A 20,516-nucleotide genomic window follows, 5' to 3' on the forward strand; every position below is an offset into this window, starting at 1 on the left:
TTAGCCCCTATTTAACAACTGACGCACCCAAGGGCGGTGCTTCTCACGTTGTAAAATTTCATTTTTAAGACGCATCAATGTCACCGTGCCAACAAAGCCAGCAAAGGCGACTATATTTACCATTAATGGCCAAAACATACTGGAATCAATGGCTTTCGTGTCAAACTTAGTAATCGTGGCACCTTGATGCAGGGTGTTCCACCACTCAACCGAAAAATGGATAATTGGCAGGTTTATAACCCCAACAATCGCCAAAATAGATGCAGCTCGACCCGCTGCTTTTTTATCTTCAAAGGCATGATAAAGAGACAACACACCTAAGTATAAAAACAATAGAATAAGCTCTGAAGTAAGCCGAGCATCCCAAACCCACCATGCGCCCCACATAGGTTTACCCCATGCAGCACCAGTTATAAGTGCTATTGCTGTCACACATGCACCGACAGGTGCAATGGCTATTACTGCTAACTCGGCATTACGAAGTTGCCATACCAAGGCGATCACTGCCGCAATGGCCATTGATGAATAAGCCCCCATCGATAAAATAGCTGAAGGAACATGAATAAAGATAATGCGATAACTGTCTTTTTGCTGATAGTCGGCAGGCGCATAGGCTAACCCCCAGACCCAACCAACAAGCATGCAGACTACCGTTATCACGGCAAAATAAGGCAGTAACGTATTACATAATTGATATGCACGCTCTGCTTTAGCGTAGGGATGTAACCACTTCCACATATTAACTTACACTCACTTTCAATGCTGACGATATGGCGATTGGTGCGCTAATTACGGCAATAACGAGCATCGCACCAAGGATGGCAAGCTGCCCGCTATAATCCAGTGACATAGTACTGGTATCAATAGCCGACGTTGCAAAAATTAATACTGGGATATACAAAGGTAACACAAGCAGACTCATCAAAATTCCGCCTTTTTGTAACCCCACGGTAAGCCCTGCGCCTATGGCGCCGATAAAACTCAGTAATGGCGTACCTAACAACAAGGTAAGCACCGTTGCTAGCAATGCTTGATTATCTAAATTTAATAACAAAGCAAATAACGGCGTCATTAGCACCAAAGGCACACCCGTGATGATCCAGTGAGCGACAACTTTGCCAAGCACAGTCAAGGATAACGGGTACGATGAGGCGATCAGTTGCTCTAAACTGCCATCATTAAAATCTTCACGAAATAACTTATCCAGGCCCAGCATTGTAGATAGCAAAGCGGCAACCCAAATAATCCCAGGAGCCATACGCGCGAGTAGACCGGGCTCAGGGCCAATTGCTAACGGAAATAAGGTAATCACAATTAAGAAAAAAAGGAGAGGGTTTACTATTTCAGCGCGCTGACGAAATGCCAACTGTAAATCTTTTTTGCATACAGCACTAAACAGCTGCCAATATGAATGCTGACGTAACATCAGTGTCGGTACTCCAAAGTTACTGTTTGTAACTCATTAAAGTGTGTTGTTAAGTCTTGATGGGTGGTTAATAAAATTGCTCCACCTTGCGCTAAATGGGATAAAAAACGCTGCTGTAAGAATGCAATACCTGCTTTATCTAACGCTGTAAAAGGTTCATCAAGCACCCATAACTTGGCATTATTAAGCCATAACCTGATCAGCGCAACACGGCGTTGCTGCCCCGCAGATAAAGTACGAACCGGTACATCTTCAAGCCCTACTAAGCCTATTTTAGCCAATAGCGAGTAGAGGTCTTGCTTTGTGTTATAACCTTGTATTTGTAACCAAAACCGTACATTTTCAATCGCACTCAGCTGACCATTCACGCCAGTTTTATGACCTATAAACAATAACTCACGGGCAAACTCATCATAATTTTTTGCAATAGATTCACCTTGCCAAATCACTTGTCCTTCATCGGGCATAGAGAAACCCGCGATTATACGCAATAATGATGTTTTACCAGCCCCATTTGGGCCTGCCAATTGCATAATTTGACCTGATTTCAAACGGAAATTAAGATCCGCAAATAAACAACGGTCTTGCTTGATGCAGGTGACGGACTTAATGTGTAACAAGATGATGATTCTCTATACCCAAAATTAGGCGTTAGTCTAGCATAATGATAGGGTAATACGAATAATGCTTTGCACCGATTAGTGAAAAACTTGATTTAAAATAATGAATAAACCTACACAGATAACATTAGCAAATTCGCTTTCTGTCAGCCATTCGTCACACAATGCTACAGCACAGCAAATACCCGACCTGAGCGATCAAACGCTCAGTGCTAAAAATATTGTGTTTACTAAAGGCTCAGTACAAATGGAGGTGTACCTGGACAAGCATTGGCAAACCCTCCGCTTAGCCACCACTGAATCGCAAAGCAACCTTCCTAAAATTGCCAGTGCCGATATTCAGCTCAGCCAAGATGGAAAACAACTCTCCATTACCCCAAAACAAGTTGAAATTAGCCTGCGTCAGACTAACCAATTACAAAGTCTTTTAAACTTTATAAACACTGGTGAGCAGGTTGATAATAAACCTTTGCCATTACAGATCACGCTACAGCCCGTTGCAAAACTAGTATTAACTCAATTACAAGCCAGTGTACCTATTAATAAAGAAGTCGCGCAACTACTTCACAATGAACAAGGGCTAAAAGCCATTATTACCGCAAATCAGAGCAATTTTACTTTAAGTGTGGTTAATCGTTTTGCAGATACACTGCATCAACAACCTATAAGCCAAGCAAAACTTGTAGCTTGGTTGAGTAAATTAGTCCCACACGGGCAACTCACATTAAATAAGAACACCGCAGCACTTAGTTTTAATAACTATAATGGCAATATTAAGCTCGCAACGAAGGCACTGCAAAGTAATCTTCCCCTTGGGCAAAACCAACCTGATGTAATGGCACAAAAAGTTCAACTTACAGCACTTAATGAACAATTAATTATAAAAACCCAACAGCCAAAAGTAGCCTTGCAATTAAAAAACTCATTAGCGACGACGTTTAATTCTTTGCTGCAAAAAAGCCAACAGTTGGCGCCTTTAAGCACACAGACACACGCAACAATTATCAGCCCATCGCTGGCAAATAATAGTCCGATCAGCTCTTGGTTAAAGCATAGTTTTGCCGATTTAAAAACCCGGGTTACAGATGCGGTTCGCTATTTTGAAAGCAAACCATTTAACCATCTAAGTACAACCCACAAACAAAATGCAACAGCAACACCTCAGCCGCCACTTGAACAGCCTTTAACTACCAAAATGGCGCCTAGCTTATTACCTAAATCACTTACCCAAATAAACCTTTCTGCCATGGCAGCTCGCCAGGTTCAACCACTCGTAGCCGATATCAGTCAAGGCACGGCACTGCCGAAACATTTTCATCAGTCACCGCCTTTAGTACAGCTATTTCAGCAACTAAAGGCAGGGTTAGCGAGTATTACAACTCCTGTCCAGCCCGCTTTAAGTCTAACTGATGGCAAAGTACACACAAATTCACCTATTAAAGACACACTTGCTTTTTCACCTATGCAACCAAGCCAGATTGACAAAAAAGTAGCCCAAGCAGCAACACAACCAAATACAGAAAAGCAAACAATTACAACGCAACCCCCCATGGCGAAACCCTCAGCCAATAGCAAATACACTCAACCAACCAGCTCTATACAGACTAATATAGATAAAACTATGCCTTTCGTTACTTCGCCAATGACCAAAGAGCAAACAACCCAAACGCTAAGTAAACAAGCAGCAGCCTTATTGCAGTCACCACAGTCTGAGTTTTATAAAACAAGTAAACCTAGCGCTGAGCAGAGCGCCAGTCAAACAGCACCTAAAACTCGCATACCGCTTGCAGAGCACCAGCACATCCCTGCGCCAAAAATAGCGGATTTAGAGAGCAAAACGCAAAAAGTGACAGGTGTCCTTCCTCTTAGCATAACGGCGCCTCCCCTAACTATGGGGGCGGTTAAAGCTCCTATAACCGATTTTCTACCAGCGAGCCAAATCAGCTTGCCTCTTGAGGCAAAATTGCTTGCCCCACTTTTAAGGATGCCCATAGAAAAACCACTGCCAAACTTTAAAGTAGCTACACATAACGATAAACAGCATATTGCTGCACAAATTGATAAGTTTGCGACGAGTAAAGTCAGCGAAAATATTGATTTAAACCGGCTTGTTAATCAGGCTTTTAGCCGCATGATTGATAGTCAATCGTTGCAACCGCTTACTATTCAACGAGAAATACTCAGCGTGTTGCGCCCTGAAAGCTTAAGCGCTAGTGCGCTGCAAAATAGTTTTAGCCAAGCGCTTGAACAGTTAACAGTGGGTATTTTAGCTGCGCCGAGTTTGGCACATATCAGTGCCTTACACTTTAATAGTCAAAGTTCTTTAGATGCGCTACTTCAGGTATTAGTACCAAACTTTAAAGCAACTAATTCGCAAAAACTGCAAGAGCAATTATTACAACCACAGTCGCAAGCATTAGCCGCAGAGCTGAGCCAAATAAAAACGGCAATCAGCCAAGTAAATAGTACGCCAATCAATCAGCAACCAGATACAAACCCGCTGGTACAATTCTTACTACCTATGCGCTTGCCGCCTGAAGCGGCACAAACTGAAATATCGTTAGGGCAATATAAAAAACCCAGTAAAGAAAAACTCGAAGGAAAAAATGTTTGGTTTGTGCGGCTTAATTTTGACTATGCTGAGCTTGGTCAGTTGCAGATCACCGCAGAGTTAATGGATAAAGCACTCGACTGCCAATTACTCGCGTCAAGTCAAGATGTCACCGCTTTGGCCCACCCTCACCTTGAGAGCCTGCGTCATAAACTAACCGCTCACGGCTTGCAAGTAGGCGAAATGACACTTAGTCAAGGCGCACCACAACACCAAGCTTTTTACCAATCCCATGCCATCATTAATATTAAGGTTTAGACTATGAGTGACAATTCTCAGCATAAATCTGCAATTGGCTTACTCTACGAAGCAGGCCGCGCACCAACGGTTACCAGTAAAGGCTTTGGTGAACTTGCGGAAGAAATTATCAAGGCGGCTGAAGAAAAAGGCATTTTGATCCATAAGGATGAGGCCTTAGCAAAAACATTATCGCATTTAGAGCTTGGTGAGGAGATCCCCAAAGAGCTGTACTATGTAATTGCCGAGTTAATTGCTTTTTCGTATGTGCTACGAGGGAAATTTCCACCGGGCTGGCAAGACTTTCAGGGCAAGTTAAATATTAAGGCGTAAATAGCTTTAAGTCAGCGGTAACAAAAAAGCGCTATCTCGCGCCTTTTTGATGGTGTAACGACATTAGTAATTCAGCTTCGGCACGTGGCAGCTCGCATTCACGAATGATTTCTTCGATATCTGCCCCTAATTCAACCATTTTTACTGCTCGCGAGTAAATTTTAGCATCAGGATCATCATATTTTTGCGCGTCTTGTAATTGCGCTAATTCCTGATTACGCTCTTCTACAGCAACTAACCGTTTGCCAATACTGAGCATACCGGTGCGCATTTCAGCAACTTCACTGCGTAAAATACTTAGCTGTTGTTGTGCTTCTTGTAGTTGCAGTGTTCTACTTTTTAACGCCGCAACCTGTTTATTGTTATTAATAAAAATTAGCCCCAAACATGCTAAAACAAGTAATAATGAGGCGCCTAGCAACGAGTATAACAACATAGTTTTTCCGTAAGCGCTATAAGCCGCTCAGCTCGTCCCACTCTTCATCATTTAGCAATTTGTTTAAATCAACTAAAATCAATAATTCGCCATCACGGTTACTCACACCTTGAATAAACTTAGCACTTTCTTCTGTGCCAATATTCGGTGCACTGTCAATTTCTGAACTACGTAAATAAACGACTTCTGCCACACTATCAGCAAGAATACCAATGACCTGCTCTTCAGCTTCAATGATCAAAACACGTGAATTATCAGTCGTTTCTGCTGACATTAAACCGAACCGTGCGCGGGTATCAATTACAGTAACAACGTTGCCACGTAAGTTTATGATCCCCAGTACATAGCTTGGCGCGCCAGGTACTGGCGCAATTTCAGTGTAACGCAAAATCTCTTGTACCTGCATTACATTCACGCCATAGGTTTCTGATTCCAATTTAAAAGTGACCCACTGCAACACTTTATCATTGCCATCGGTATTTTTACTGCTTGATAATAATCTTTGTTCACTCATGTTAGTACTCCGATAATCGTTACTGCTCGCGGCTATCTAAACCTTGCTCTAATAATTGATTTAAACTTTGTACATCAATTAAGGCACACATTTTTTCTTTAATTACACCTGCAAGCCAAGGCCGCTTGCCACTTTTAGCTCGCCATTTCACATCTTCACTACGCAGTGTGATGTTATTAACTAGCTTTTCCGCCAATAATCCCCACTGGCTATCACCTAAAGTAATTAAGTATTGGTAGTTTAATTTGTCTTCTAACTCTTGGGTATACTTTTCTGGCATAACCCAACGAGCGGTATCAACAACATTAAGGTTTTCATCACGATTTAGCATAACCCCTTTAAACCATTTAGGTTTACCGAACAATTGATTCACTTCCCCTAACTGATGAATGCCACCAAGTGCCTTCAAGGGGACGGCAAGGGTCAATCCCGCAACTTCAAAAAATAACGCTTGGAATTCACCATCAAAGTAATCTTCTTGACGTTGAACTGGCGTTTTCGCCGCAACGCCATCAAGTGATGAACGCTCTTTAGCTATATCATTGATATTAGCTTGGATCTGTGGTTTCTCAAGGGAGGGAGGAGTTTGTTCGGTTATTTCTTGTTGAACATCTGTTGCAGGTTCGTTCAATGCGCTGGGTTGCACAATCGTTTGCTGCGATGCCTTCGCTGGCATGTCAGTGCTACTATTTGTTGGTGATACTTGTTCGAGTAATTTTGCAACCGGCTCTAAGTCCGTAGATTCTTCTTCGCACAATAAAGCCCCCAAGTACTGGGTCATTACTTTTTCATTAGCAAATAACTGCTTACTCATTCATTAACCTTGTTCAATTAAATAGTCGAGTAATGCGCGATAAGCATAAACACCTCTGGAGCGTGGGCAATATTGAACTGGCACTTGCTGAGCTAAACTTGCATCACGAAACTTTGTATCGACCGGTATGACCCCTGGCCACACCTTGTCTTGGTAGCTCTGCTGTAACGTTTTATATGCCTCAAGAGATGCATTGGTGCGTTTATCATACATTGTAGGGATAATGGTATATTGATACTGCTTTGATTGCGAGCTTTGCATTAACTCCATGGTCCGCATCATTCTATCAAGCCCTTTTAGTGCCAAAAACTCCGTTTGCACCGGCACTAAGATCCGTTCACTGGCCGCCAAAGCGTTTACCATTAAAACGCCCAACACAGGCGGACAATCTAATATCGCATAATCGTAATGCTCACTGATTTTAGTTAATGCTTTTTTTAAAATCAGCCCCATCCCTGTTTTATTTCCCATACTACGATCTAAGGTGGCAATTGCCATAGTAGCAGGCAAAATATCTAAATTATCAATATTTGATGGGCACAGTGCTTGTAAAATCTCTTCACTGGCCATGGTGTTACCCCGGGCAAAGATATCATAGACACTGACTTCTAAATCTTCAGAATCAATGCCAAAGTAATACGTTAACGATGCATGTGGATCAGTATCTATCAGTAATACTCGCTTTCCTTGCAGCGCTAATATGCCAGCTAAACTAACAGCCGTCGTGGTTTTACCTACTCCGCCTTTTTGATTCGCTACTGTCCAAATTTTCACATCACACCTTATTGTTTTTCATTGCGCGTTGTAATTCGAATACCGCCATGTGGGAGTTGGATCACTTTAATGCTGTTATCGTCACTTGGCAACTCAATTGGTTGTGGCTCTGGCGCTAATTGTTGCCTCTTCTGCTCCTCAGTGGCTTCAGGCTCCGGTGGCAAACCGTACTTAGATAAGGCCACCACCACCTTACGATTTTCCGCTCGGCCTTGCTCGGTATCATTGTCAGCAAAAGGTGAATATTGTCCATAGCCTTCAATAGCCATTCGAGCCGGATTAATTCCTAAGCTCTCAAGCTCTACTAGCATAGACGTTGCTCGAGCGACTGACAGCTCCCAATTAGACCGAAACATTTCATTTCGAATCGTTTCGTTATCAGTATAACCACGCACCCGTATATAATTATCAACTGGGGCTATAATATCTTTCACGAGTTTGATCACTTGTTTTGCACGTAAGTGTGCCACAGCACTACCACTTGAAAACAGCATTCCTGAGCTCAATTCAATAATCAACCAATCTTGGTGTAATTCTAAACTGGCTTCGCCATCACGTATTTCATCAATTAACGCTGATTGCAGTTTAGTCAGTAAACTATCCAATGGTTTACCTAAATGCTTTTGCTTTATATTACTCGTATCGCTTTGACCATCGAGCAACTCTGGACCTACTTCTTGCTTTTGGATACTTTCCCCATACAGTAGCTCTTTTTCGGGGCTAACCCTATCAGTTAATAAGCCTGTTCCAGTTACGCCTTGACCTTCTTGGGAATGCTGGCGAGCTGATTTATCAAACACTTGCTCTAGCGAGTCAGATAGAATTTGGAAGCTTTCTTCTTTATTGATAGCAATGGCATACATCACCACAAAAAATGCAAACATTATGGTCATGTAATCAGCATAGGAAACCAGCCAACGCTCAGTATGTTGGTTTTTATTTGACGAATGGCGAAGGCGGCGGCGTATCATTATGGTTGCAACTGAGTCGGTCGCTCAACACGATACGCTTCAAGTTTAAGCTCAATATTAGCTGGACTATCGCCTTGACTCATAGCGATAATTCCCTCTGCGAGCAGCTCGTGGTACAGCATTTTCTGTTCAATCTGTTGCTGTAGTTTGTTAGCCATAGGCAAAAATAATAAATTTGCCAAGCCAACACCATAAATAGTTGCTATAAATGCCGTTGCCACGCCCGCGCCTAATTTCTCAGGATCTGTGATAAACGACATTGCCTGAATAAGCCCAAGTACGGCCCCTAAAATACCAATAGTTGGGCTATAACCGCCTAGCGCTTCATAGACACGGCTGGCCTCAAGTAGACGTTCACGCTCCAGTAATAAATCAATTTCTAGCGTGTCTCTAAGTTTTTGTTCACTATTACCATCAATCAACAAACTGAGTCCTTTGGCAACATATGTATCAGGGTGCGTTAATGCAATCTCTTCTAAAGCCAAATAACCTTCTTGACGCGCTTTATGAGACCAACCTTTCACTTGCTCAATAGCCCCATCGATATCATGACGTGGTGGAAAGAACACCCAATGGCTGATCTTGAGTACTTTACTAAAGGTACTGGCTGGTGTTTGTAACATCACAGCCCCGAGTGTCCCACCGAGCACAATGATGAGCGCTGGACCATTAAACAACGCACTAACAACCCCGCCTTCCAATGAGTAGCCAAGGCCAATAGCACAAAGGGCAACTAATAGGCCTAAAAATGACAGCTTATCCACAACCAATCTCACGAACTAATCGAGTAGCAACATCGCTCAGTGCAATACTTGCTGATGATAGCCCCGCACTTGTAACCGCTTGCGGCATACCATAAACCACACTGGTTTTTTCATCTTGTGCCCAGATAGTGGCACCCGCTTGTTTCAGCATCCTCGCTCCATCACGGCCATCGGCTCCCATTCCTGTCAGAACAACAGCCAGTACATCACCTTGAAACGCTTTCGCTGTACTGGCAAAGGTAACGTCAACACTGGGTTTATATGTGATCCGCGCACTATCATCTTCAAATACTCTTAGCGTCCGGTTCCCCCCTCGCCCTTCAATCAACATTTGTTGACCGCCTGGTGCCAAATAAGCCGTACCTGGCATTAATCTATCCCCCTGCTGAGCTTCTTTTACGTGTATTTTACACAAGCTATTTAAACGAGCAGCAAATGCAGGGGTAAAGGCTGCAGGCATATGCTGGATCAATAAAATAGGATGTGGAAAGTTAGCAGGTAATTGGGTCAAAATGGTTTGCAGTGCAACAGGACCACCAGTAGAGGTACCAATAGCGACAACTTGATATTTCTTCCCTGAAGCGCGAATAGAGGCGGTAGCACCAGCACTTGGTGCTGTATTTCGGTTGAAACTTCTATCCGGCTGAGTAATTGTAGAGCGCAGGGAAGTCGTAGCGCCTGAAGGTGGCACTGCTGGCGTTGATGATACTGGCCGACTAAAACGTGATAATCGACGGCGGCCGATTTCTTTTACTTTATTTTGTAATAGCTTAATTGCGTCTTCATTATTACGGGCAATATCTTCAAACTTTTTCGGTAAGAAATCCAACGCCCCCGCATCAAGCGCATCTAAAGTGGCCGTTGCACCATCACGAGTAAGTGAAGAAAACATCAGGATTGGTGTTGGGTTAGCCGCCATGATCTGTTTTACAGCACTAATCCCATCAAGCACCGGCATTTCAACATCCATGGTGATTACATCAGGTCGTAATTGGTTTGCTTTATCCACAGCTTCTCGGCCATTTACCGCAAAACCAATAACTTCAATATCCTTATCTTGCTCGAGTATTTCGCTCACTCGACGGCGAAAAAAACTTGAATCATCAACAACTAAAACTTTAACTGCCATCGGCATACTCTTGTTAAATTTTATCTGTGAGAGCTAAATTAGCTCTCACGTTAAGATAAGAATGGACTAGGCGTAGTGCTTTAACAGGCTAGGCACATCTAAAATAAGCGCTATACCACCATCAGAGGTGATTGTTGCACCTGCCATACCCGGCGTACCTTGTAATAAAGCATCAAGCGGCTTGATCACCACCTCTTCTTGACCAATCAATGAATCAACAACAAAGCCAACTTGTTGTGTGCCTATTTGTACAATCACAACATGGCCTTGTGCTTTGCGCTGAGAACGATCGGCACCTTTAACTAACCAATGTTCTAAGTAAAACAATGGCAACGCTTTTGTACGCACTATGATAGTTAATTGACCATCAACAACATTGGTTTTAGTGAGATCAAGGTGAAATATTTCATTTACACCAGCCAGCGGTAATGCAAATGTCTGCTCGCCAACAACAACCATCAATGTTGGTAAGATTGCCAGCGTTAGCGGTACTTTAATTTCTAAAACTGTGCCTACACCCAGCTCAGACTGAATATTCACAGAGCCATTAAGCTGAGTAATTTTGGTTTTCACCACATCCATACCCACACCACGGCCAGAAATATCCGAGATCTGCTCTTTAGTAGAAAAGCCAGGAGCAAAGATTAAGTTATATGCTTCAGTATCAGATAAACGGGCTGCTTGTTCGTGATCAAGCACGCCTTTACTAATAGCAATCTTTTTCAGCTTTTCAGGATCCATACCCGCACCGTCATCACGGATGGTAAGTAAAATATGGTCACCTTCTTGGGATGCTGACAATGTCACAGTACCTGTACGTGATTTACCCGCCGCTTCACGCACATCAGGCATTTCGATACCATGATCCACTGAGTTACGCACTAAGTGAACAAGTGGATCCGCCAGTGCTTCAACTAAGTTTTTATCTAAATCAGTCTCTTCACCAACCAATAACAAGTTGATGTCTTTTTTCAAGCTACGTGCTAAATCACGGACTACACGAGGGAAACGACCAAACACTTTTTTGATCGGTTGCATGCGGGTTTTCATCACCGCACCTTGTAAATCTGCAGTTACCACATCAAGGTTGGAAATGGCTTTACCCATGGCCTCACTTTCAGTGTTAGTCGCAAGGCTTACGAGACGATTACGTACTAATACTAACTCGCCAACCATATTCATTATTTGATCGAGACGCTTAGTGTCAACACGTACTGTTGTATCAGCTTGTGCCGGTGGTGCTTTTTTCGCCGCTGCTGGTGTTGTTGGTGCAGGAGCCGTTGTCGATGTTACTGTAGGAGCCGGCTTTTCAACCTCTTTACTTACCTCTGTGCGAACTGGCTCTTTTGCTTCAGGCTTAGCGCTTGATGAAGTAGTTGGTGTGGATGTTGACACAGGTACTGATTCTGTCGCTTGGGGAGCACTCCCTTTACCATGCAATTCATCTAGCAGAGCTTCAAATTCATCATCGCTGATCTCATCCGAGCTTGAAGTTTTTGGCGCTTCAACCGGTGTTGAAGGTGAAGCTGCGGCTTGGCTACTGGTCGTATTACTAACGATACCAAAGCTACCAACACCGTGTAACTCATCTAACAGGCTATCAAATTCGTCATCTGTAATATCACTATTCGATGAATCATTACTTACCGAACTTGTTGTGGCTGCCGGGCTTTGCCCTTTACCATGCAGTTCATCAAGTAAACTTTCAAATTCATCTTCTGTAATTTCATCAATTTGCACTTCAGTCGTATCGTTTTCGACCTGACCATCAAATAAAACATCAAATGCAAATGGGTCGTCATCATCTAAAATCGCGTCAGCATCAACTTGTGGAGCTGGGGTACTGTCAATTGGTGATGCACTACTGATTTCATCTGCACTCGGAGGCAGACCAAGTTTGTGTAAAACGGCAAGTAATTCAGGATCTGCAGGCTCAGGCTTTTCTCTACTTTGAATAGTCGCAAACATTTCGTTAATTGTATCGAGTGCTTGTAGGATCACATCCATTAGCTCAGAATTAACTTTACGCACACCTTGGCGTAATAAATCAAATACGTTTTCAGCGCCATGACAAGCATCAACTAGCTCGGTCATACTTAAAAAACCAGCACCGCCTTTTACCGTATGAAAGCCACGGAAAATTGCATTGAGTAATTCGGTATCATCTGGGTTATTTTCAAGCTCCACCAGCTGTTCTGACAAAAGCTCAAGAATTTCTCCAGCCTCAACTAGAAAATCCTGTAAAATATCTTCATCGACTTCAAAGCTCATGCCGTTATCTCCTCTTAGAAGCCCAAACTTGATAATAAATCATCTACATCATCTTGCCCTGAGACAACATCATCACGAGATTCTTTATCAATAATTGGCCCTTCTGGGCCTGCAATTTTATTTTCAGCAGGCATTTTTTCAATGGCTGGTGCTACTATTTTTGTTTCTCGATCGTCTTGGCTACCAAATGCCGTTAACAAATGGATCAAGCTGTCTTCTACTTCTCTAACTAATTCGATCACTCGGCGGATCACTTGGCCAGTCAAATCTTGGAAGTCTTGCGCCATTAACACATTGGTCATTAGCCCTTGCAGTTCATCCGTTTTAGTTTGTGAGTTATTCATAAACTTATCTAAACTATGACAGAGAGTTTTAAACTCACCCAACTCAATTTCACGACTCATGAGGCGATCCCATGTTGGTTTGATGTGTGAAATCTCATCAGCGAGTTGTTGAGCAATAGGTAAACTTGCTTCTACCGCGTCCATGGTTTTATTAGCAGCGTTCTCTGTCATTTCCATAACATAGTTAAGGCGCTGCTTTGCATCAGGAATTGCTTCGGTAGTCAAATCAGCTAAACGTGTGTCGAGTTCAAAATTTTTCAACGCGTCATGCAGCTGACGTGTCAACTTACCTACTTCGGCGAATAATTCTGATTGCTCTTTTGACGCAGCATCAATAATTAATTGATCAGCTTTATCTTGTTCACCATTTTCAAGGTAAACTACAAGCTGACGGGCTTGCTCTAAACTGATCTGAGGCGCAGCTGGTGCTGACATAAGCCTCTCCTATTTATTTAACCTAAACGCTCAAACACTTTTTCCAATTTGGTCTTAAGTGTCGCAGCTGTAAATGGCTTAACGATATAACCGTTAACACCAGCCTGAGCAGCAGCAACAATTTGTTCTTTTTTAGCTTCTGCTGTGACCATCAAAACTGGAATATGTTTTAGGCTGTCATCAGCTCTAATGGCACGCAACAAGTCAATCCCTTGCATACCCGGCATATTCCAGTCTGTTACTACAAAATCAAATTCTTGATTTTGTAGCATTGGCAATGCTGTTGAGCCATCATCAGCTTCTTGTACATTTGTAAAACCTAAATCTCTTAACAGATTTTTGATAATACGTCTCATCGTCGAAAAATCATCAACAACAAGAATTTTCATGTTTTTATCCAAAACATCCTCCGGTGAGGTCTGAACCTATATTTACTTACTACTAATTTATCCAGTCATTGATTTTTGCTTTTAGCTTAATCATCGCCTGACCATGTATCTGACTCACACGCGATTCGCTTACATCGAGTATATGTCCAATCTCTTTTAAATTCATTTCATCGTTATAGTACAGCGATAATACTAGCCCATCTCGTTCAGGTAAGGATTGTATAGCTGCTAACAATGATTTATTAAAGCGTTCATTTTTAACATTATTAAAGGGCTTGTCTAGCGCTAAATCATGTCCTACTGGGGTAATAACATCTTCGTCAACCCCTAAATCTTCTATTCCTAGTACTTTGCTGGAGTTCACATCACTAAGAATATGATGGTACTCATCGAGTGTAATATCAAGTTTTTCAGCAACTTCAATATCTTTAGGCTCGCGATTAAGTTCACTTTCAAGTTCACTAATTGCCTCAGCTACTCTACGACTATTACGATGTACAGAACGAGGTGCCCAATCACCACGGCGCATTTCATCAAGCATTGCGCCACGAATACGAATACCTGCAAAGGTTTCAAAACTTGCACCTTTGCTTGCATCAAAATTTTTCGACGCTTCAATCAGCCCTATCATTCCCGATTGAATCAAATCATCGAGCTGCACACTCGCAGGTAAACGAGCGATTAAATGACACGCCACTTTTTTGACAAGTGAGGCATGTCGTTCAACAATCACATTTAGATTTTGTGTAGATTGATATCCCATCGCTTTATTCACCGATGCTGTCATAGTTAGCCGTTTACTAGTTTTTCTATGAAAAATTCTAAATGGCCAGAAGGTTGATTAGGTATAGGCCATTTAACTGCTTTTGTCGCTAATGTTTTAAATGCTATTGCTGCAGGGGAGTTAGGGAATAAGTCAACAATCACTTTTTGCCGACGTGTTGATTTACGCATATTCTCATCGTAAGGGACAGTGGCAACCAACTCCATCGATACATCCAAAAAGCGGTCTGTTACTTTCGAGAGTTTTGCAAATAACTCATGGCCTTCACGCATGCTGCGAACCATATTAGCCACGATTTTAAATTTATAAACACCATGCTCACGGCTTAATACCTTGATTAAGGCATAAGCATCGGTAATAGAAGTTGGTTCATCGCATACGACGACCATGACATCTTGGGCTGCGCGAGAAAAGCTTAACACCATGTCAGAAATACCAGCAGCAGTATCAACAATCAATATATCAAATTCGGTATTTAATTCGCTAAATGCGCGGATCAGACCAGCATGTTCAGAAGGTGAAAGTTCGACCATGCTTTGCGAACCAGACGTTGCTGGCACTATTTTTATTCCAGCAGGACCTTCCACCAAAATTTCGTCGAGTTCACACTCGCCTGATAATACATGAGAAAGGTTACGTTCTACTCGCAGTCCGAGCATTACATCGCAATTCGCCAAACCTAAATCGGCATCCAGTACTAATACTCGGTTTCCGAGTTGACCTAAGGCAATCGCAGTGTTTAGTGAGACGTTCGTTTTACCAACCCCACCTTTACCACCTGTGACAGCGATAACTTTAACGCCCTTATTATTGTTTTGACTCATTTTACGCAGGCCACTTGCTTGATCTAATACTGTGTTAATCATACATCCCTACTGTGCTTGACGCTACTGCTTGACGTCGTGAATGTTGCGCTTTTGTTCTTTTTAAATACAATTGTTCAGCTTTTTTTACTAATTTCTCTGCATTAGCGACCCTAATGTCTTCAGGCACACGCTGACCATTAGTAAGATACCCTATTGGGAGGCGATTTTGAATCGCTATACTAATAATCTCGCCTAAACTTAACGATTCGTCTAATTTAGTGAAAATACAGCCACTTAATTGTACTTTTTTAAAGTGCCTTACGGTTTCTTGCAATACATTAATTTGAGCTGTAGCACTGAGTACTAGATAGTTACGAATATCAACTCGTTGATTACGCATTAGCGTGTTCAATTGTTCGGTTAAACGTAAATCACGTTGACTCATGCCAGCGGTATCTATTAATACTAGACGCTTATTGCGTAAATGGTATAAAACTTCAGCTAATTCATTGGCATCTTTAACTTGTTTTACACCACAGCCAATAATACGGCCATAAGTAGCTAATTGCTCATAGGCACCAATGCGGTAAGTATCGGTGGTGATAAGTGCGACTTTATCAGCCCCATACTTTTGTGCCCCCAGAGCGGCAAGTTTAGCAACTGTGGTTGTTTTACCCACTCCCGTTGGGCCAACAAGTGCAAAAACGCCGCCTTGGCGTAGAATCTCGTTATTAGTGGTATGCATTTGGTTTTCAACCATTTGCAACAATGCTTGCCATGCTTGTTGACGCGATACATCATCAGGAATAAAGCACGCCATTTGTTCAGCCACTTCGCTATCAATCCCCATGCCAACTAAACGGTCAATCATACATGCACGCGTTGGATCGCGACGTGCTAAGTCTTGTTGCATTAAACCTGAAACTTGATACTCAAGTAATTGACGCATTGCAGCCATTTCATCACGCATCGCGCTGATTTCATCGGTTTTGGCTGCGTTTTTGCTTGGTATTGGGGCATCCAAATCATCAAAGCCACTTTCAAGTTCATCATCAAACCCTAAGCTATGTGCTTGGGTCTCTGGACGAGCTACACTCTGACGACGAGCAAAATCATTATGTGTTGGTTGCTCATGACGAGTTTGCTGTGCTTGTTGCTGTGGCTGATATTGGGTTGCGGTGTCAATTCCTGACTGACTAAACATTGAGGCAAGCTCAGGTGAGCGCGGACGAGGTGATTGGCGCTCTAATAATGCTTGTAAGCTATCTGCTACTGCAGCTTGCGGCTCCGGCTGGGTGCGTTGCGGCGCAGGTTTAACAAAGTGAGTATTTGTTTGTGCTGTTGTTGCCTGTGGCTGTGCCGGCGCTTTAGGGGCCGCTTTTTCATAATCAACGGCGGCAACAATTTCTACCCCATTGGCTAATTTTTTATTTGACATGATAACCGCATCAACACCGAGTTCATCTTTCACTTCTTTTAGTGCGGTACGCATATCTTTAGCAAAAAAACGTTTTATTTTCATGGTTCAACCCCTTTAAAATCCGATTATTGGCCTACTGAGCTGACAATCTTGATCTGTCTTTCATCTGGTACCTCTTGGTAAGACATCACCCGTAATCCTGGAATGGTGTACTTAACAAAACGAGATAACACAGTGCGTAACATTCCTGACGTTAGCAATATCGAAGGTTCACCGGCCATTTCTTGGTTTTGATGCGCTTCATTTAAAGATTGTTGAAGTCGCTCTGCAAGTCCTGGTTCTATTCCGGCCCCTTCGTCGCCTGCATTTTGCAGTGACTGATGCAACATCTGTTCCAACTCAGGCGCCAAGGTTATGACAGGGATTTCTGATGACATACCAACCGCGTCTTGAACTATCAGTCTGCGCAGTGAAATACGCACTGCTGCCGTTAGTACATCTGGGTCTTGACTACGTGGGCCATACTCAACGAGGGTTTGCACAATTGAGCGCATGTCACGAATAGCAACGCCTTCATTCAAGAGGTTTTGCAATACTTTTACAATAACCGTCAGTGGTAAAGTATCTGGCACTAGCCCTTCAACTAAACGTGGATGACTCTTGGCAAGCATATCAAGGAGGTTTTGCACTTCTTCATGGCCCAGTAACAATGCCGCACTATTGGTTAATAACTGGCTAATATGGGTTGCAACGACCGTTGCAGAATCAACTACGGTATACCCTAGCGATTGCGCTTCATCTTTTTGATCGGGCTTGATCCACACTGCATCTAAACCAAAGGCAGGATCTTTTGTTTCAATCCCTTTGATGGGGCCAAACACTTGTCCTGGGTTTATCGCCAGCTCATCACCATGTTTGAGCTCACCTTCACCAGTAGATACCCCCATCATAGTGATTCTGTATGCATTCGGGTCAAGCTCTAGATTATCGCGAATATGAACAGGGGGTACTAAAAACCCCAACTCTTGAGATAGTTTTTTTCGTACCCCTTTTATCCGGTTAAGTAACTCACCACCTTGTGATTGATCAACCAAAGGAATTAAACGATAGCCAACTTCAAGACCTATAACATCAACTTGCTGCACATCATCCCAGCCTAGCTCTTTTTGCTCTTGTTTATTTGCAACACCGGTGCCTGTAGCGCCTCCATTTGCAGCTTCAGCTTCTTTTGCGGCCGCTTCTTTTAGTTTGCTTTGCTGCGCGTAATAGGCAAGATAACCCAGTAGTGCACCCAAGCTTAAAAATGCAAAGTGGGGCATCCCTGGCACTAACCCCATCACAATTAAGATACCTGAAGCGATAAATAATGATTTTTCGTTACCAAGTTGCTTCTTGAATTGGTCGCCCATATTGAGCGATTCATTTTGACGAGTAACAACAATCGCTGTACCAATTGATAGAAGTAATGAAGGAAGTTGAGCCACTAGGCCATCACCAATAGTCAGTAAGGTATAAACTTCCATTGCCCGACTAAAACTTAAATCGTGTTGGATCATACCAACAAATAAACCACCGACGATATTGATAACCAAAATCACAATACCGGCAATCGCATCGCCTTTTACAAATTTACTGGCACCATCCATTGAACCATAAAAGTCGGCTTCGCGGGTTACTTCTTCACGGCGATCTCTCGCTTGCTCGGCACTGATAAAGCCCGCATTTAAGTCGGCGTCTATAGCCATTTGTTTACCTGGCATTGCATCTAAGGTAAAGCGCGCGGATACTTCCGAGATACGCCCAGCACCTTTGGTAATTACCACAAAGTTGATGATGATCAAGATTAAGAATACTACGAGGCCAACCGCATAGTTACCACCGATCACAACTGAGCCAAATGCTTCGATAACTTTACCAGCAGCGTCCCCGCCATTATGCCCTTCCAACAATACCACTCGGGTACTGGCAACGTTAAGTGCTAAACGCATAATGGTCGCAATCAATAGTACGGCTGGGAACATACCAAACTCGACGGGTTTCATGGTGTAGACAGTAACCAGTAAAACCACCAGTGCTAAAGCTATATTAAACGAAAAAAGAATGTCGAGTAAAAATGACGGGAGCGGTAATATCACCATTCCCAGCGCTGCAAGCACTAATAAAGGCGTACCAACACCTTTCAAATACTCTTTTTTATCTTTATTAAGTTGTTGTAATACAGCTTTAAATTCCATAATTCTACAATTTCAAAAAATTGACACTACACGGAATTTGCAATAACTATTCCAAGTTATTGATTGCTTGATTAATACTTGTAGGCATCAGGGATGGGCAGTGTTTTATTCAATTTGGTTGGACGCTTTCCGCGACCTTTTTGGAATCGTTTAAGCTGAAATACATAAGCTAAAACTTGTGCCACCGCAGTAAAAAGTTGATCGGGGATTTGATCGCCCACCTCAGCGGTATGATACAGTGCGCGAGTCAGCATCGGGGATTCCACAACCGGTACTTCGTTACCAACGGCTATTTTTCTGATCTGCATCGCCATTTCATCAACGCCTTTGGCAACCACAATTGGCGCTCCTGCGCGTTCGGTATCGTACTTTAATGCAACTGAATAATGAGTTGGGTTGGTTACCACCACATCAGCATCAGGGACATCTTGCATCATTCTGCGCTGCGACATTTGTCTTTGCGTTTGCCTGATACGGGCTTTTATTTGTGGATCACCTTCAGAGTTTTTATATTCATCTTTCACTTCTTGCAAGGTCATTTTTAACTCTTTGTGGTGCTTATGACTTTGGTATGGCGCATCAATGGCCGCAATAATTGTTAGGGTGCAGGTCAACCCTAAAAACATCCATGCCAATATTTCTAAAGCGTGAATAATATTACCCGGCGCACTTTCTATACTTAAGTGGAGAATTTCATCAAAGAAGGTATTAATCAAAAAAACGGCAAAGCCTGCAACCACTGCAAACTTTAAAATAGATTTAACCAGTTCAACACCTGCCTGCGGACCAAGCATACGTTTAATGCCTTTGGCAGGCGACATTTTGCTGGCTTTTGGTGCAGCGGCCTGCCAACTAAAGTTAAAGCCGCCAAGTAATGTATTACCAATAATTCCTGCTAAAACAATAATCAGTACAAACATCGCCATAGGAAACACCAGCGCATCCGCCACCATTCCCCATACTGAGAACATTTTTGTCGTATCGTATGTTTCATTACGATTTAAGCTTAGGGTTCGCCCCATAATGTTATACAAACCTTTGCCAATCTCAGGCCCGTATAATAATAAAGAAATCGCAGAAAAAATAAGTACAAACATGGTGCCAAGCTCTTTTGAGCGGGCTATTTGGCCTTTCTTTTTCGATTCCTCAATTTTTTTCCCCGTGGGTTCTTCGGTTTTTTCTTGACCTGAATCTTCAGCCATCA

General features: G+C 42.7%; 20 protein-coding genes. 2 read left to right on the forward strand and 18 right to left on the reverse strand.

The features are described 5' to 3' along the window. Genes CWB85_RS03040 through ccmA form a run of 3 tightly spaced genes read right to left on the reverse strand, consistent with a single transcriptional unit; the run spans position 1 to position 2,046 of the window. On the reverse strand, positions 1-738 hold the full coding sequence (locus tag CWB85_RS03040) for a heme ABC transporter permease (protein WP_016708021.1): 738 nt from the start codon (positions 736-738) through the stop codon (positions 1-3). Between the two features lies 1 nt (position 739). Beyond that, positions 740-1,426, reverse strand: a complete 687-nt coding sequence (gene ccmB, locus CWB85_RS03045; protein WP_016708022.1) for a heme exporter protein CcmB — start codon at positions 1,424-1,426, stop codon at positions 740-742. Beyond that, positions 1,426-2,046 carry a cytochrome c biogenesis heme-transporting ATPase CcmA gene (ccmA, locus tag CWB85_RS03050; protein WP_138554063.1) on the reverse strand — a complete coding sequence of 207 codons (621 nt, stop codon included), beginning with the start codon at positions 2,044-2,046 and terminating at the stop codon, positions 1,426-1,428. The genes ccmB and ccmA overlap by 1 nt, the downstream gene beginning before the upstream one ends. A 103-nt stretch (positions 2,047-2,149) precedes the next feature. On the opposite strand from ccmA, the gene fliK reads away from it, so the two are divergent. Both fliK and CWB85_RS03060 read left to right on the forward strand, forming a co-directional pair. Further along, positions 2,150-4,915, forward strand: coding sequence for a flagellar hook-length control protein FliK (fliK, locus tag CWB85_RS03055; protein ID WP_249314770.1), 2,766 nt, complete (start codon positions 2,150-2,152; stop codon positions 4,913-4,915). A 3-nt stretch (positions 4,916-4,918) separates the two neighbouring features. Further along, complete coding sequence (locus tag CWB85_RS03060; RefSeq protein ID WP_138554064.1) at positions 4,919-5,227, forward strand: EscU/YscU/HrcU family type III secretion system export apparatus switch protein; 309 nt, start codon at positions 4,919-4,921, stop codon at positions 5,225-5,227. Positions 5,228-5,258: 31 nt separating this feature from the next. Here CWB85_RS03060 and CWB85_RS03065 read toward each other — a convergent pair whose 3' ends face one another. The 15 genes from CWB85_RS03065 to flhB all read right to left on the reverse strand — a co-directional run bounded on the left by CWB85_RS03065 (position 5,259) and on the right by flhB (position 20,514). After that, positions 5,259-5,663, reverse strand: coding sequence for a DUF2802 domain-containing protein (locus CWB85_RS03065; protein ID WP_138554065.1), 405 nt, complete (start codon positions 5,661-5,663; stop codon positions 5,259-5,261). A 16-nt stretch (positions 5,664-5,679) separates the two neighbouring features. Then, complete coding sequence (locus CWB85_RS03070; RefSeq protein WP_016708027.1) at positions 5,680-6,177, reverse strand: chemotaxis protein CheW; 498 nt, start codon at positions 6,175-6,177, stop codon at positions 5,680-5,682. Positions 6,178-6,196: 19 nt separating this feature from the next. Further along, positions 6,197-6,991 carry a chemotaxis protein CheW gene (locus tag CWB85_RS03075; protein ID WP_016708028.1) on the reverse strand — a complete coding sequence of 265 codons (795 nt, stop codon included), beginning with the start codon at positions 6,989-6,991 and terminating at the stop codon, positions 6,197-6,199. A 3-nt stretch (positions 6,992-6,994) separates the two neighbouring features. After that, positions 6,995-7,765, reverse strand: a complete 771-nt coding sequence (locus CWB85_RS03080) for a ParA family protein (protein ID WP_016708029.1) — start codon at positions 7,763-7,765, stop codon at positions 6,995-6,997. 8 nt (positions 7,766-7,773) lie between these two features. Further along, positions 7,774-8,736, reverse strand: coding sequence for a flagellar motor protein MotB (locus tag CWB85_RS03085; protein WP_016708030.1), 963 nt, complete (start codon positions 8,734-8,736; stop codon positions 7,774-7,776). Continuing rightward, positions 8,736-9,500 carry a flagellar motor protein gene (locus CWB85_RS03090; RefSeq protein ID WP_138554066.1) on the reverse strand — a complete coding sequence of 255 codons (765 nt, stop codon included), beginning with the start codon at positions 9,498-9,500 and terminating at the stop codon, positions 8,736-8,738. Before CWB85_RS03090 ends, CWB85_RS03085 begins: the two co-directional genes overlap by 1 nt. Next, entirely contained in the window at positions 9,493-10,629 is a 1,137-nt protein-coding gene (locus CWB85_RS03095; RefSeq protein ID WP_016708032.1) for a protein-glutamate methylesterase/protein-glutamine glutaminase, read from the reverse strand. Before CWB85_RS03095 ends, CWB85_RS03090 begins: the two co-directional genes overlap by 8 nt. Positions 10,630-10,695: 66 nt before the next feature. After that, positions 10,696-12,900, reverse strand: coding sequence for a chemotaxis protein CheA (locus tag CWB85_RS03100; protein ID WP_138554067.1), 2,205 nt, complete (start codon positions 12,898-12,900; stop codon positions 10,696-10,698). A 14-nt stretch (positions 12,901-12,914) separates the two neighbouring features. Beyond that, positions 12,915-13,679 (reverse strand): protein phosphatase CheZ, encoded by a 765-nt coding sequence (locus CWB85_RS03105; protein WP_138554068.1) that lies wholly within the window; start codon positions 13,677-13,679, stop codon positions 12,915-12,917. Between the two features lie 17 nt (positions 13,680-13,696). Continuing rightward, positions 13,697-14,080 carry a chemotaxis response regulator CheY gene (gene cheY / locus CWB85_RS03110; protein ID WP_016708035.1) on the reverse strand — a complete coding sequence of 128 codons (384 nt, stop codon included), beginning with the start codon at positions 14,078-14,080 and terminating at the stop codon, positions 13,697-13,699. Positions 14,081-14,120: 40 nt separating this feature from the next. Then, complete coding sequence (locus CWB85_RS03115) at positions 14,121-14,831, reverse strand: RNA polymerase sigma factor FliA (RefSeq protein ID WP_029216090.1); 711 nt, start codon at positions 14,829-14,831, stop codon at positions 14,121-14,123. A gap of 26 nt (positions 14,832-14,857) precedes the next feature. Next, on the reverse strand, positions 14,858-15,718 hold the full coding sequence (locus CWB85_RS03120; protein ID WP_016708037.1) for a MinD/ParA family ATP-binding protein: 861 nt from the start codon (positions 15,716-15,718) through the stop codon (positions 14,858-14,860). Next, complete coding sequence (gene flhF, locus CWB85_RS03125; protein ID WP_016708038.1) at positions 15,711-17,180, reverse strand: flagellar biosynthesis GTPase FlhF; 1,470 nt, start codon at positions 17,178-17,180, stop codon at positions 15,711-15,713. Before flhF ends, CWB85_RS03120 begins: the two co-directional genes overlap by 8 nt. A 23-nt stretch (positions 17,181-17,203) precedes the next feature. Beyond that, a complete protein-coding gene (gene flhA / locus CWB85_RS03130) occupies positions 17,204-19,312 on the reverse strand; it encodes a flagellar biosynthesis protein FlhA (protein ID WP_138554069.1) in 2,109 nt (702 codons plus the stop codon). Between the two features lie 71 nt (positions 19,313-19,383). After that, positions 19,384-20,514 (reverse strand): flagellar biosynthesis protein FlhB, encoded by a 1,131-nt coding sequence (flhB, locus tag CWB85_RS03135; RefSeq protein WP_016708040.1) that lies wholly within the window; start codon positions 20,512-20,514, stop codon positions 19,384-19,386. Between the last annotated feature and the right edge of the window lie 2 nt (positions 20,515-20,516).

Origin of the sequence: Pseudoalteromonas sp. S1727, assembly GCF_005886375.1 — a bacterium.
In the GTDB taxonomy this organism is placed as follows: domain Bacteria; phylum Pseudomonadota; class Gammaproteobacteria; order Enterobacterales; family Alteromonadaceae; genus Pseudoalteromonas; species Pseudoalteromonas haloplanktis.